The organism is Pseudomonas sp. B21-015, assembly GCF_024749285.1.
Lineage (GTDB): Bacteria > Pseudomonadota > Gammaproteobacteria > Pseudomonadales > Pseudomonadaceae > Aquipseudomonas.
Map to the genome: position 1 here is coordinate 5,570,964 of NZ_CP087196.1, position 14,316 is coordinate 5,585,279.

General features: G+C 61.7%; 8 protein-coding genes and 1 pseudogene. 3 read left to right on the top strand and 6 right to left on the bottom strand.

All coding sequences use genetic code 11. From position 1 onward, the window contains the following. Window positions 1–104: 104 nt before the first annotated feature. On the top strand, window positions 105–2,633 hold the full coding sequence (locus LOY38_RS25555; protein ID WP_258697593.1) for a sulfite reductase flavoprotein subunit alpha: 2,529 nt from the start codon (window positions 105–107) through the stop codon (window positions 2,631–2,633). Between the two features lie 139 nt (window positions 2,634–2,772). On the opposite strand, the gene LOY38_RS25560 is transcribed toward LOY38_RS25555, so the two are convergent. From LOY38_RS25560 to ptsP, 4 genes are all read right to left on the bottom strand, one after another. Then, entirely contained in the window at window positions 2,773–4,314 is a 1,542-nt protein-coding gene (locus tag LOY38_RS25560; RefSeq protein WP_258697594.1) for an alkaline phosphatase, read from the bottom strand. Between the two features lie 122 nt (window positions 4,315–4,436). Beyond that, window positions 4,437–6,176 (bottom strand): PTS fructose-like transporter subunit IIB, encoded by a 1,740-nt coding sequence (locus tag LOY38_RS25565; protein ID WP_258697595.1) that lies wholly within the window; start codon window positions 6,174–6,176, stop codon window positions 4,437–4,439. An 11-nt stretch (window positions 6,177–6,187) separates the two neighbouring features. After that, window positions 6,188–7,129: a 1-phosphofructokinase gene (pfkB, locus tag LOY38_RS25570; protein WP_258697596.1), complete on the bottom strand. Its 942-nt coding sequence runs from the start codon at window positions 7,127–7,129 to the stop codon at window positions 6,188–6,190. Continuing rightward, window positions 7,129–9,990, bottom strand: coding sequence for a phosphoenolpyruvate--protein phosphotransferase (gene ptsP / locus LOY38_RS25575; RefSeq protein ID WP_258697597.1), 2,862 nt, complete (start codon window positions 9,988–9,990; stop codon window positions 7,129–7,131). Before ptsP ends, pfkB begins: the two co-directional genes overlap by 1 nt. Before the next feature lie 301 nt (window positions 9,991–10,291). On the opposite strand from ptsP, the gene cra reads away from it, so the two are divergent. Next, a complete protein-coding gene (gene cra / locus LOY38_RS25580) occupies window positions 10,292–11,287 on the top strand; it encodes a catabolite repressor/activator (protein WP_258697598.1) in 996 nt (331 codons plus the stop codon). Window positions 11,288–11,290: 3 nt separating this feature from the next. Next, on the top strand, window positions 11,291–12,067 hold the full coding sequence (locus LOY38_RS25585; RefSeq protein ID WP_258697599.1) for a TatD family hydrolase: 777 nt from the start codon (window positions 11,291–11,293) through the stop codon (window positions 12,065–12,067). Window positions 12,068–12,196: 129 nt separating this feature from the next. On the opposite strand, the gene LOY38_RS30400 is transcribed toward LOY38_RS25585, so the two are convergent. Both LOY38_RS30400 and LOY38_RS30405 read right to left on the bottom strand, forming a co-directional pair. Further along, window positions 12,197–12,910, bottom strand: coding sequence for a methyl-accepting chemotaxis protein (locus LOY38_RS30400; RefSeq protein ID WP_408980639.1), 714 nt, complete (start codon window positions 12,908–12,910; stop codon window positions 12,197–12,199). Between the two features lie 144 nt (window positions 12,911–13,054). Further along, window positions 13,055–14,194: pseudogene (locus LOY38_RS30405) on the bottom strand (HAMP domain-containing protein); the annotation flags it as partial. Window positions 14,195–14,316: the final 122 nt, after the last annotated feature.

Here is a 14,316-nt window from a genome sequence, read left to right on the forward strand (position 1 = left end):
ATCGAACTGAACGGGGCTTTTGTGTGTAAAAAAGAATGTTTCTCGACAACTCACGGCATAATGCGCGCCGTGATGATGACTTTTGAACGAACAAGGCGAGCGACGTGTTGAAGAAATCCCTGTTCCAGTTGCACTGGTTTTTCGGCATCAGCGCCGGACTGGTCCTGGCCCTGATGGGCATCACCGGGGCGACGGTATCGTTCCAGGATGAAATCCTGCGGGCGTTGAACCCCTCTGTGCTGCACGTCGAGAAGCAGATTGCCGGCGTACTGCCGCCTGCCGAGCTGGTGGAGAAAATCGAAGGGGCTTCGGGCAAGAAAGTCTCGATGCTCTGGGTCGAGACCGACAGCGGCAACGCCGCGCGGGTGATTTTCACCGCGCCACCCGGTGAACGTCGCGGGCCGATGCGTTACTTCGACCCGTACACCGGCGAGTTCATGGGCGACGTCACGGGCCAGGATTTCTTTGGCCTGATGCTGCAACTGCACCGGGTCCTGGCCATGGGCGATATCGGCCGACAGATCACCGGCGCCTGTACCCTGATTCTGCTGTTCTTCTGTCTGTCTGGCCTGTACCTGCGCTGGCCGCGCCAGTGGAAAAGCTGGCGCGCGTGGCTGACCCTGGACTGGAATAAAAAGGGTCGCAGCTTCAACTGGGATCTGCACTCGGTGGCCGGTACCTGGTGTCTGGTGTTCTACCTTTTGGCGGCGCTGACCGGGCTGAGCTGGTCGTACGAGTGGTACAACAAAGGCCTGACCCGGCTACTTTCCGATTCGCCGCAGAACGAACGTGTGCGCAGTGGTCGCGGTCCTGCGCCAAGCGGCCCGGCCCCCACTGCCGATTACGCCGCAATGTGGAGCAGCATCTACAGCGCCGCCGGCCCTGGGCTTTCGTCCTACAACGTTCGTATGCCGCCTGTGGCCGGGCAACCGGCAACCGTGTTCTACCTGCTGAAGAATTCACCCCACGACCAGGCACGGAACCAGCTCACCCTCGATCCGGCGACCGGCATCGTCAGCCGTCATGACCGTTACAGCGACAAGAGCCTCAAGGCGCAGCTGCTGACCAGTATCTATGCGCTTCACGTCGGCAGTTATTTCGGGATTATCGGGCGGATTATCCTGACAATCGCCGCACTGGCCATGCCACTGTTTTTCATCACAGGCTGGTTGCTGTACCTGGACCGTCGACGCAAGAAACGTCAGATCAAGGACGCCCGCAATGGCCTCGCGCAACCGGGCAGTGATGCGCCGGCATGGCTGATCGGCTTCGCCAGTCAGAGCGGATTCGCCGAACAGCTCGCCTGGCAGACCGCCGGACAATTGCAGGCCGCCGGGTTGCCGGTGAAGGTCCAACCGTTGGCCAATGTCAGCGAACAGGACCTGCAGGATTCCAGCAACGCGCTGTTTGTGGTCAGCACCTTCGGCGACGGCGAAGCGCCGGACAGCGCACGAGGATTCGAACGCAAAGTGCTGGGTCGTGCGCTGAGCTTCGACAGCCTTAACTATGCCGTGCTCGGCCTCGGTGACCGCCAGTATCAACACTTCTGCGGCTTCGCCCGCCGCTTGCACACCTGGCTGGGCGAGCACGGCGGCAAGACCTTGTTCGCCCCGGTGGAAGTCGACAGCGGCGACCCTTACGCCTTGCGTCACTGGCAACAACAACTCGGCCTGCTGACCGGCCAGGCGCCGGTGGATACCTGGCAAGCGCCAAGCTACGACAACTGGACCCTCACCCGCCGCGAATTGATGAACCCGGACAGCAGCGGTTCGCCCGTGTACTTGCTCGGCCTCAGCGCCCCCACCACCAGCAGCTGGCTGGCCGGGGATCTGGTGGAAGTGCTGCCGCGCAATTGTTCGTGGGCCATCGAGCATTTCCTCGACGGCCTGGGGATTGACGGTCGGGCCACGGTTGAGTTCGATGGTCTGTCGCAAACACTGGAACAAGCCTTGGCCAGCCGCCAACTGCCCCAGAACCGCGCCCATCTGGTCGGCCTGCACGCGCAAGCACTGGCGGACGCTCTGGTGCCGTTGGCCATGCGCGAATACTCCATCGCTTCGATTGCCGCCGATGGCGTGCTGGAATTGATCGTGCGCCAGGAATTGCACCCCGATGGCAGCCTGGGTATCGGCTCCGGCTGGTTGACCGAACACGTCCCTGTGGGTAGCAGCATCAGTTTGCGGGTGCGGCGCAACAGCGGCTTCCATCTACCGAACGAACCGGTGCCGATGATCCTTTTGGGCAACGGCACCGGCCTGGCCGGGTTGCGCAGTTTGCTCAAGGCTCGGATTGCCGACGGGCAGCAGCGCCACTGGCTGCTGTTCGGCGAGCGCAACCGCGAGAACGACTACTTGTGCCGTGCGGAACTGGAAGAGTGGTTGATCAACGGTGATCTGGCGCGTCTGGACCTGGCGTTTTCCCGCGATCAGGCACACAAGATCTACGTGCAGGATCGCCTGCGCGAGTCTGCCAGCGAGTTGAAAAAATGGCTGGCCGATGGTGCCGTGATTTACATCTGCGGCAGCTTGCAGGGGATGGCTTCAGGGGTGGATCACGTGCTCAACGAATTGCTGGGCATTGAAGAAGTCGACCGCTTGATCGAACAGGGCCGCTACCGTCGCGACGTGTACTGACACCTTTGATCCCCTGTGGGAGCGGGCTTGCCCGCGATGAGGCCATCACATCTAACATTGATGTTGCTGACAGTCCGCAATCGCGGGCAAGCCCGCTCCCACATTTGATTGATGTCCACTCAAACGATAGTTGCCAGCCTCACACCGGCTGCAACTTGCGCTCAAACACTCCCACCCCATCCAGATCCCGCAACACAACGGTCAGCTCCCCCGTCTGCCCATCGATATTCACCTCGCCAAAAAACTGAAACCCGGCAAACGGCGAGGTGTTCTGCGCCGCTGGTGCCTTCTCGAACACCACTTCAGGGCCGAAGGTTTTATCCAGCGCATTAGGCCCGAAGCTCCCCGCGTTCAGCGGCCCCGCGACAAACTCCCAGAACGGTTCGAAGTCCTGAAACGCCGCGCGGTCCGGGTGGTAATGATGCGCCGCGCAGTAATGCACATCCGCCGTCAGCCAGATGAAATTGCGCACCTGCTGCACTCGCAGAAAACCGAGCAATTCAGCGATCTCCACTTCACGGCCCTGAGCCGGGCCCGGATCACCGTTGGCCACCGCTTCCCAACGCGCCACGCCGGGGCTGACTTCACCGTCCGGCACGCCGAGGCCAATGGGCATGTCGGCGGCGATGACTTTCCATTGGGCCTGGGAGCCTTTCAATTCACGTTTGAGCCAATCCAATTGCTCTCGACCGAGGAACGGCTTGGCGGCACCGAGGTTATCGTCATTGGCACCGCGATAACTGCGCATGTCGAGCACGAACACGTCGAGCAGCGGCCCATAGCTGAGCTTGCGATAAATCCGTCCGCCACCGTCGGCGCTCTGCAAACGCATCGGCGCATATTCGAGCCAGGCCTGCCGCGCGCGACCCACCAGGCTGTGAATATCTTTGCTCTTGTAGCGATCATCCAGTTGCTTGCCCGGCGACCAGTTGTTCACCACTTCGTGGTCGTCCCACTGCCAGATCTGCGGCACTTCGGCGTTGAAGCGGCGGATGTTTTCGTCCATCAGGTTGTAGCGGTAATTGCCGCGATAGTCGTCGAGGGTTTCGGCGACTTTGCTCTTGGCTTCGCTGGTGAGGTTGCGCCACATCCGGCCACTTTCGGTGGTCAGTTGCGCCGGCACCGGGCCGTCGGCGTAGATGGTGTCGCCGCTGTGGATAAAAAAGTCCGGCAGGCGCAGGCGCATGGCTTCGTAGATGCGCATGCCGCCGATGTCCGGGTTGATGCCGAAGCCCTGGCCAACAGTGTCGCCACTCCAGACGAACCGAATATTCCGTCGGGCGGCGGGCACACTGCGCAGATGGCCGAACCAGGGTTCACTGGCGACACCGCTCTGGGCGTCTTCGAACGTCACGCGATAGAAAATTGCCTGATCGGCGGGCAGGCCAGTGAGCTCGACCCGGACGGTGAAGTCGGTACGGGCATCGGCCAAGGGCGAGACGAATCGACGAGGGTTACTGAACAGGCTGCGCGTATCCCATTCCACCACCATCCGCGCCGCACGGTCGCTACGGCTCCAGATCATCACCCGGTCACCCAACAGGTCACCGGACTGCACGCCATCGGTGAGTTGCGGCCGATCCTTGACCGAAGCAATCACCGCCGGCGCCAGGCCAGGCATCAACAGCCCGGCCCCAACGACCTGCATGACACGACGACGGCCGAGGTCGAATTCGCTCATGGTGTTCTCCCTGAAAAAGGAAAACTTAAGCATGGCTGTATGACTGCGGCATGACACAAAAATCTGCCAACACAGCAGATTCCTGTGGGAGCGGGCTTGCTCGCTCCCACAAGGGATAGGGGTCAGGCGCTGACTGGCTCTCCTGCCAACTCCACCGTCTCAGGCCGCTTGAGCAGCGCATACGCCACCGCCGTCAGCAAACTCCCGGCCACGATCGCCAGCAGATACAACAGCGCATGGTTGATCGCATTCGGAATCAGCATCACGAACAAGCCGCCGTGTGGCGCCATGAGCTTGCAGCCGAAGTACATCGACAACGCGCCGGTCAACGCACCGCCAGCGATGCTCGCCGGAATCACCCGCAGCGGGTCTTTGGCCGCGAACGGAATCGCCCCTTCGGAGATAAAGCACAGCCCCAGCACCAGCGCCGCTTTACCGGCCTCGCGTTCAGCCTGGGCGAACTTGCGTCGGGCAATGAACGTGGCGATGCCCAGGCCAATCGGCGGCACCATGCCGGCAGCCATGGTCGCGGCCATCGGTGCATAACTTTGTGACGCCAGCAGCCCCACCGAAAATGCGTAAGCCGCTTTGTTGATCGGCCCACCGAGGTCGACGCACATCATGCCGCCCAGCAGCACACCCAGCAGAATCGCGTTGGTGGTGCCCATGCTGTCGAGGAAGTGCGTGAGCCCCGCGAGCATCCCGGCCACCGGTTTGCCGACCACGTAGATCATCACCAGACCGGTGAACAGGCTCGCCAGCAACGGGATGATCAGGATCGGTTTCAGCGCCTCAAGACTTTGCGGCAAGCGCGCATAGCGATTGATCGCCTGGGCCGCATAGCCGGCGATGAAACCGGCAATGATCCCGCCGATGAAACCGGCACCCAGGGTGCTCGCCAGCAAACCACCGATCATCCCCGGCGCCAGGCCTGGGCGGTCAGCGATCGAGTAGGCGATGTACCCCGCCAACAGCGGCACCATCAGCTTGAACGCAGTCTCGCCGCCGATCTGCATCAGCGCGGCCGCGAGCGTACCTGGCTCCTTGAACGCGGTAATGCCGAACACGAAGGACAAGGCAATCATCAGACCGCCCGCCACCACCATCGGCAACATGAACGACACACCGGTCAGCAGGTGTTTGTAGATACCGGTCTTTTCTTGCTTGGCCGGGCCTTTGGCGCCGGTCGACGCGCTTTCCTGCTTGCCTTCGGCCAGGGCTTTGTTCAACGTCGCTTCGGCTTGTTTCAGCGCAATGCCGGTGCCGCATCGGTAGATTTTCTTGCCGGCGAAACGCTCGGTGGCGACTTCGATGTCTGCCGCCAGCAGCACCACGTCGGCATCGGCAATCGCCGCCGCGCTGAGTGGATTACGCGCGCCGACCGAGCCTTGGGTTTCCACTTGCAGGTCATAGCCCAGACGCTTGGCCGCTTGCTGCAAGGCTTCGGCGGCCATGAAGGTGTGGGCGACGCCGGTCGGGCACGCGGTGACAGCCACCAGGCGCGGTGCATTTTTAACCACCGCAGCAGGCTCGGCGGTGGCTTCGGACGCGACGTAAACCTCGGCCTCCTCCACCCCGCGACGCAGCAGCGCTTCGACATCTTGCAGGGCCTGGGCCGGGGTGCTCTGGAATACGCGTTTGCCGACGAACCGCGACATATCCACTGGCCCGCTGGTGACCAGCAATACCCACTCGGCGGCCTCGAGGGTCGCAGACGACAGTTGGCGTTCCGGATGGGCCGCATCAACGACTTCGACACTGGTGCTCCAGCCCTGACGCTGGGCGGCTGCATCGAGCAGACGAGCACACAGCACACTGGTGACCATGCCGTTCGGGCAGGCCGTAACAATGGCTAACTTCATGTCAAACCCTCTTATTGTTCTGTCAGGGGGCGCAGGCGCACACCCTGTTCGAGGTGCGCCAGCTGCGCGGCGTCGCCGATACCAAAACCGATCTGGGTAACGGCCATGGCGGCAATCGCGGTGGCGGTGCGCAAGGTTTGTTCCGGCGTATCGGCACTGAGCAAACCGTGCAGCATGCCCGCCAGCAACGAATCCCCGGCACCGACAGTGCTGACCACGCTGACCTTGGGCGGCGTGGCGTGCATGGCCGAGCCGACACTGAACCAGTTCACCCCGTCCGCACCGTCGGAAATCACCACGTGCTCGATGCCATGAGCATGCAAACGGCTCGCCGCCTCGGCTTGGGCACCCACGGAAACCACCTCGCACCCCAGCGCTTGCGCCAGTTCTTCGGTGTTAGGTTTGATCAGCCATGGACCGGCCGCCAAACCTGCGCGCAAGGCTTCACCGCTGGTGTCGAGCGCCACCTTCAAGCCGCGTTTTTTCAAGCGATGGATCAGTTCCCGCAACCACTGAGGATTCACGCCACGGGGCAAACTGCCGGCCACCACGACCGCGTCATGCCCGGGAGCAATCTGGTCGAGACGATCGAGCAAGGCCTGCTGCGCCGCTTCACTGACCCTCGGCCCCGGACCGTTGATGTCGGTGATGCGCCCATCGCTTTCCGCCAGTTTGATATTGCTGCGGGTCTCGCCGGGGACACGGATAAACGCGTCGGTGAAACCGCGTTTGGCAAACAGGGTTTCGAACGCCTGAAGATTGTCTTCCCCGAGAAAACCACTGACGGTCACTTGATGCCCGAGGTCGGCCAGCACCTGCGCCACGTTTACCCCTTTGCCAGCGGCGTGGGTGTGCATTTCGTCGCTGCGGTTGACCTGACCGGGTGCAAGTACCGGCAACTGAACGGTGAGGTCCAGTGCCGGGTTGAGGGTCAGGGTTAAGATCTTGGCCATTACAGGGCCTCCACTAATGCGCGGACTTCGTTCGCGCTGCCCACGGCCAGGGCCTGTTGGGCAAGGGTTTGAGTCTGGGTCAGGCTGAGTTCACGAATACGCGCCTTGACCTCGGCAATGCTGCGGCCCGACACGCTCAACTCATCCACACCCAGGCCCACCAGCACCGGCACCGCCAGCGGATCGGCCGCCAGTTCACCGCACACGCCGACCCACTTGCCATGAGCATGAGCCGCACGCACGGTGATGTCGATCAGTTGCAGCACTGCCGGGTGCAAGCCGTCAGCCTGGGCCGACAAGGTCGGATGACCACGGTCGATGGCCAGGGTGTATTGCGTCAGGTCGTTGGTGCCGACGCTGAAGAAGTCCACTTCCTTGGCCAGCACCGGCGCCAGCAAGGCGGCCGACGGCACTTCGATCATGATCCCCAGTTGCAAATCGGCTACCGGAATTTCCAGGCGCAGACGTTCGGTCATGTCCCGAGCCTGACGCCACTCATCGACGCTGCCGACCATCGGGAACATGATCCGCAAGGGACGGTTATCCGCCGCACGCAGCAAGGCGCGCAACTGCGCTTCCATGACCTGCGGACGTTGTAGGGTCAGGCGAATGCCACGCACGCCGAGGAACGGGTTTTCTTCTTTGGCGATCGGCCAGTACGGCAGCGGTTTGTCGCCACCGACGTCGAGGGTGCGCACCACCAGCGGTCGGCCGGCCAGGCCATCGAGTACGCGACGGTATTCGACTTCCTGGGTCGCCTCGTCCGGCGCTTGTGGGTGGGCCATGAAAATCAGTTCGGTGCGCAGCAGGCCAATGCCTTCGGCGCCTTGCTCCACCGCGCTGGTGACGCCGGCGCTTTCGCCGATGTTGGCGAACACTTCCACCGGGTGGCCATCGGAGGTCAGCGCCGGTTGATGGCGTTGTTCGGCGGCGGCCTTCAAGCGCAGTTCGCGGGTGTCGCGCTCTTCGGTGGCACGCTGCAAGGTCGCGGCATCGGCGTCCACGTGCAGGCGACCGCGTTGACCATCGATCAACAGCGGTGTGCCCGGCTTCAGCAGCAACACGGCGGCACCGGCGCCCACCAGCGCTGGAATACCCAGAGCCCGGGCGACGATAGCGCTGTGGGCCGTGGCACCACCGCGAGCGGTGAGAATGCCGGCCACGCGCGTCGGATCAAGACGCGCAACGTCCGACGGGCCGACTTCGTCCATCACCAGAATGTACGGCTGCGCAGGCTCGGCCGGTGTTTCGACGCCACTCAATTGCGCCAACACCCGACGACCAATGTCGCGCAAATCGGCGGCACGTTCGGCGAGCAATGCGTCCTGCAGCGATTCCTGTTGTTTGGCGGCGGCTTCGATCACCGTCATCCACGCCGCTTCGGCGCTTTCACCTTGCTTGAGGCGGGTGGCGACTTCGTCGGTCAGTTCCGGGTCGTCGAGCATTTCCTGATGGGTGATGAAAATCTCGCGAATCGCTTTGGCCTTGCTGCGTTCGATCAGGCCTTCGATGTCGCGACGCACATCCACCAACGCTTGCTTGAGACGTTCGCGCTCGATGGCGGCAGACTCACCGCGCAGCGGGTAATCGATAACTTGCAGCACTTGAATATGCGCCGGGCCGATGGCGATCCCCGGCGCGGCGGCAATCGCCTGAATCAAACTGCCGGAGGCCGGTGCAAGCAGCACTTCGGCAACATCAGCGATCACTTCGCGCTGTTGGCTCACTACCGGCAGCGGCTCGACTTCTTCACCGAGGCCTTCTTCGATGGCCGCCAGCAAGGCGGGCAAGGCGTCGGCAGCGATAGTTGGTTCGGCAATGAATTCCAGCACCTGACCGCGACGGGCACCAAGGCTGAGCAGCTTGCTCAAACTTTTCACCGACACCGCGCTGTCGTGACCGTCGACGATGCGTACGCGAACTTCGCCTTCAAAACTTTTCGCCAGTTGCGCGAGGATCTTCGCCGGGCGCGCATGCAAGCCGTGGGCGTTGGCCAAGGCAATGCGTGCGCTCGGCCAATCCGCCGGCACTTCACCACCCAACACTTCCAGCACCGCGCGGCTGCTGGTGGCGCGGCCCAATTCATGACCACGACCTTCGATCAACAACGCGCAAAGGCGTTCGAGCAGCGCCTGATGGGCTTCACCGAGGCTGGCCAGGCAGAACAGACCGCTCAGCGGCTGACCGAGGTAGCGAATGGGTTTGTCCGGGGTAACGAAGGCCAGACCTGGACGCTTCACCGTTTGCTCGCTGTGCAGCCACCACAGGCCATCACCCAGGGGCAGCGCCTCGACCTGCTGCAGGACGCCGGCAAAACCGTTGCTCACGCAATCGGCCTGACGCAGCAAACGGGCACCGCGCCAGACCAGCTCTTCGAAGTCATCGGCGGACACACTGAGGCCGATCATCTGTGCGTCCAGTGCCAGCTCTTGCGGCGCGCCTTGCAGCAGCTTCAGCAAGGCTTCGGCGGAACTGGCGCGGCGCAGGGCCTGGCCCAGGTCGGTTTCACCGAGGGCACGGGTCAGCAGTTGCAGCAAGCGCAGGTGTTCATCGGATTTGGCAGCAATACCGATGGCCAGATAAACGATCTGGCCATCGCCCCAGTCCACGCCATCAGGAAACTGCATCAGCCGCACGCCGGTGGCGAACACCTGATCGCGGGTTTGCGGGGTGCCGTGGGGGATGGCAATACCTTGACCAAGAAAGGTCGAGCCCTGGGCTTCCCGGGCCTGCAAGCCGGCGAGGTAACCGTCGGCCACCAGGCCATCGGTCACGAGTCTGTCAGCGAGTAATTGCAAGGCGCTGGCTTTATCCACAGCCGACTGGCCCATGGATATCTGCTCTATGGTGAGCTCGAGCATGCTTTCTCCTTTTTGGCGCCGTGTGACGCCAGGTATTGTTTTGATTGATTCAGCTTAGGCGTTTGGAAACACCTTTTCAGGGGCAATTTTGGCGGTTTCGCGGCAGAACCGACCAAAGCGACCTATAACGTAGAAAATACGCTTGCTGAAACGTTTAATCTAGAATGTTAGGCACGTTACTCGATAATGTCTCATCCTTGAAGTCCAATTGTCGGATGTGCTGCGACAATGGTCGTCTGCCTGAATCAGGTAGGATCGGCGAAAATGTCGGGCAAACTCGAATAAAAAAGGAAAACCCGGGTTGAAACTCAGTGATATTGCACAGCTGGCCGGCGTCTCCGTGACCACCGCCAGTTATGTCATCAACGGCAAGGCCGAACAGCAACGCATCAGCAGCGCCACCGTCGAGCGCGTGCGGGCGGTGGTCGAACTACATGGCTTCACACCCAATCCTCAGGCCGCCGGGCTGCGCAGTCGGCACACCCGCACCCTGGGGTTCATTCTGCCGGACCTGGAAAACCCCAGTTACGCACGAATCGCCAAACTGCTGGAGCAAGGCGCCCGGGCTCGCGGTTATCAGCTGCTGATCGCCAGTTCCGACGATGCGCCAGACAGTGAACGGCAACTGCTGCAACTGTTCCGTGCCCGCCGCTGCGATGCGTTGATCGTCGCCAGTTGCCTGCCGACCGGCGACGACAGCTATCGCCTGTTGCAGGCCAAAGGCATTCCGATCATCGCCATCGACCGGGTGATGGAACCCGAGCACTTCTGCTCGGTGATCAGCGATGATCGCGAAGCCAGTCTGCACCTGACCCGCAGCCTGCTGGACCCGCTGCCAAAACAGATCGCGCTGATCGGCGCACGCCCCGAATTGAGTATCAGCCAGGAGCGGGCGGCGGGTTTCAAGGAAGCGCTGAACGGCTTTAAAGGCGAAGCGATGATCGAACACGGTGAGTCGTTCAGCCGTGAGTGCGGCAAACAATTGATGGAAGAGTTGCTCCAGCGTCTGGGCCATTTGCCGGATGCGCTGGTGACCACCTCCTATGTGCTGCTTCAGGGCGTGTTCGATGCCTTGCACGACTTCCCGCTCAAATCCCGCCCGCTGCGCCTGGGCACCTTCGGTGATACGCAGTTGCTGGACTTCCTGCCGCTGCCGGTCAACGCCATGTCCCAGCAGCACCAGCTGATCGCCGACAAAGCCCTGGAGCTGGCATTGGCCGCCATCGAACAGGCCGATTACCAGCCCGGCGTGCAGGCCATCGCACGGACCTTCAAGCAGCGTATTCATCAGGATTGAACCGTGGAACTGATCGACACCCACACTCATCTGGATTTTCCGGATTTCGACCCGGATCGTCGGGCGCTGCTGGCCGAAAGCCGCGCCCTCGGCGTGCGGCGGATGGTGGTGCTGGGGGTTTATCAGGCCAATTGGCAGCGGGTCTGGGAGCTGGTGCAAAGCGATCCCGATTTGCATGGGGCGTTCGGTTTGCATCCGGTGTATCTGGATGACCATCGCCCTGAGGATTTGACCGAACTCGGTGACTGGCTGACTCGATTGGCGGGCCATCGCCAGCTATGCGCGGTGGGCGAGATCGGTCTGGATTACTTCATCGAAACCCTGGATCGTGAACGTCAGCAAACACTGTTCGATGCCCAACTGCAACTGGCGGCGGACTTCAATCTGCCGGCGCTGATTCATGTGCGACGCAGCCACGCGGCGGTGATTGCCACGCTCAAACGTTTTCGCTTGAAACGGGCGGGCATCATTCATGCGTTCGCCGGCAGCCAGGAAGAGGCTCGCGAATACATCAAGCTCGGTTTCAAACTCGGCCTCGGCGGCGCCGCGACCTGGCCGCAAGCCTTGCGCATGCACCGGGTGATCGCCGGCTTGCCCCTTGAAGCGGTGGTACTGGAAACCGACTCACCGGACATGGCCCCCGCCATGTTCCCCGGCCAACGCAACAGCCCGGCCCATTTGCCGGCGATCTGCGAGGCACTGGCCGCCATCATGGCAATCAGCCCCGAACAACTGGCTACCGTCAGCACCGCCAATGCGTGTGAGTTGTTCAACTGGTAGTCCGCTGATTCACGCAATACCTGTGGGAGCGGGCTTGCCCGCGATGACGGACTGTCAGTCAACATTGATGTTGAATGGTAAGACGCTATCGCGGGCAAGCCCGCTTCACATTGGATCTGCTGCGTGGCATCAAACCCGGAACGCGCTGATCAATTGCTTGAGCTCCACCACCTGCGCCGACAATGCTCGGCTGGCATTTTCAGTCTGGTGCGCGCCGTCGGCGGTACGCTCGCCGGCGCGGTTGATCTCGACGATGTTCTGGTCGATGTCGTGAGCCACCGCGGTCTGCTGTTCTACCGCGGCGGCGATCTGCTGGTTCTGGTCGACGATCATGCCGACGGCGCCGAGGATGTTTTCCAGCGCCTGCTGGACCTTTTCGGACTGCCCGACCGTGCCGTTGGCCATTTGATGGCTGGTGCCCATCGCCTTGACGGCTGCACCGACACCGCTATGTAGCTTGGCAATCATCTGCTCAATTTCTTCGGTCGATTGCTGGGTGCGCTTGGCCAGGGTCCGAACCTCGTCCGCCACCACCGCAAAACCACGGCCCTGCTCGCCCGCGCGCGCGGCTTCGATAGCGGCATTAAGAGCCAGCAGGTTGGTCTGTTCGGCAATACTTTTGATCACTTCCAGCACACGGCTGATGGATTGGCTGTCGCTGGCCAGTTGGTTGATCACCCGTACAGATTGATCGATTTCACTGGCCAGTGCAGCGATGCTGCCCTGCTGGGACTCCACCAGCCCACGACCGCTGATGGTCTCGTCATTGACACTGTGGGCACTGCTGACGGCCGCAGAGGCACTGCGCGCCACCTCCAGGGAAGTGGCCGACATCTGGTTCATCGCCGTGGCGACCTGTTCGATCTGTGTGCGCTGCCCCGCCACCGCCTGGTTGCTCTGGGCGGACACGCTTTCGACCTGCCCAGCCTGACGCTCGACCTCGCTGACGGTCTGGCCCACTCGCTCGATCAGGTCATGGATTTTCTTCACGGTGCCGGTAAACACCTCACCCAACTCGCCCAGTTCATCGCGGCTGTTGGCGCTGAAAGTCACGGTCATGTCACCGGCCGCCACCTTGTCCATCACCGCGCCAAGACGCTTGAGGGTGGTGCGGGTCGAGGCGTAGAAACCGCCATAGAGGTAAAAAATCAACACAAACACCAGCGCCAGCGCCACTGCCTGCAAAACCATGTGGGTGCGGTGCTGCTCCAGCCGCTGCTGCAACTGAATATCGAGAAACTTCAGGGTGGCTTCATTGAGGTGGTAGGTCTGGTCCATCAGGCCCGTGACCTGATCGTAAAAAGCCAGCCACGGCGCATCGAGGGTATCGGCCATCACCACCTGTTCTTCGAACAATTCACTGGCCTTTTTCAGGGAGGCCTTGCTGCTGTCGGCCTGGGCAGCCAGGGTTTCACGCGCGGCTTTACTGGAGCCCAGTGCGTCCTGCAATTTCAGACCGTATTCGGCCTGAAGTTTTTCGATCTGCGCCAGCAACTCTTCGAAACGGGTGCTCGACGCCGAATTGAGAAAGCCCTGCCCCAGCGAGTAAGCGCCCATCGCCCGGCCTTCGCCGAGCGTCTGGGTGACGGCCGGCGTGACGTTGGTAATGAGTTCGCTCAGCTGCCGCATGTCGCTCTGGCTGTCACGGCTCAGGCCTGCCTGACTGGCGATGATCTGGCTGAAAATCTGCGCGTTGCCGAGCAACTTGCCGATCAGCGCACTTTTGCTTTGCAGGGAGTTTTCCGCTTGCTGGGCCTTGAACGCGACGATCATTTCATCGCGCTTGCCATCGAAAAACGTGATTTGTTCCGGGTCAGTGGTCATCGCCGCCAGCCCTTGCAAACGGGTCAGAACGCTTTGCTCCAGGGCACTGATCGTCGATTCGACATGACCGGCCTTGCCGGACTGGCCGAGGGTGACGTTGATCTGCACCAGGTTATTCAGGGTTTCCAGATCCCGGCGCAGGCTCAGGCCGCTGCCCAGCAGGTCGAGGCTCTGCAACTCGACCTGGGTGCCCTGGAATTCGCGGTAGGAATCGCGTACCAGATAGAAATTGGTCACCAGCATTGGCACAAGGAACAGCACGCTGATCAGACTGAACTTCATGCCGAAGCTCAGGCGGTTCATCAGCGCGACGGCGGGATAGAGCAAGCTCTTCACTGTGAAGTCTCCCTTTGATTTTTTATTTTTATTGGCAGGCGCGCAGAGACAGCAGATAGCCACTATTGGCGCTATCTCTGTATAGCTTA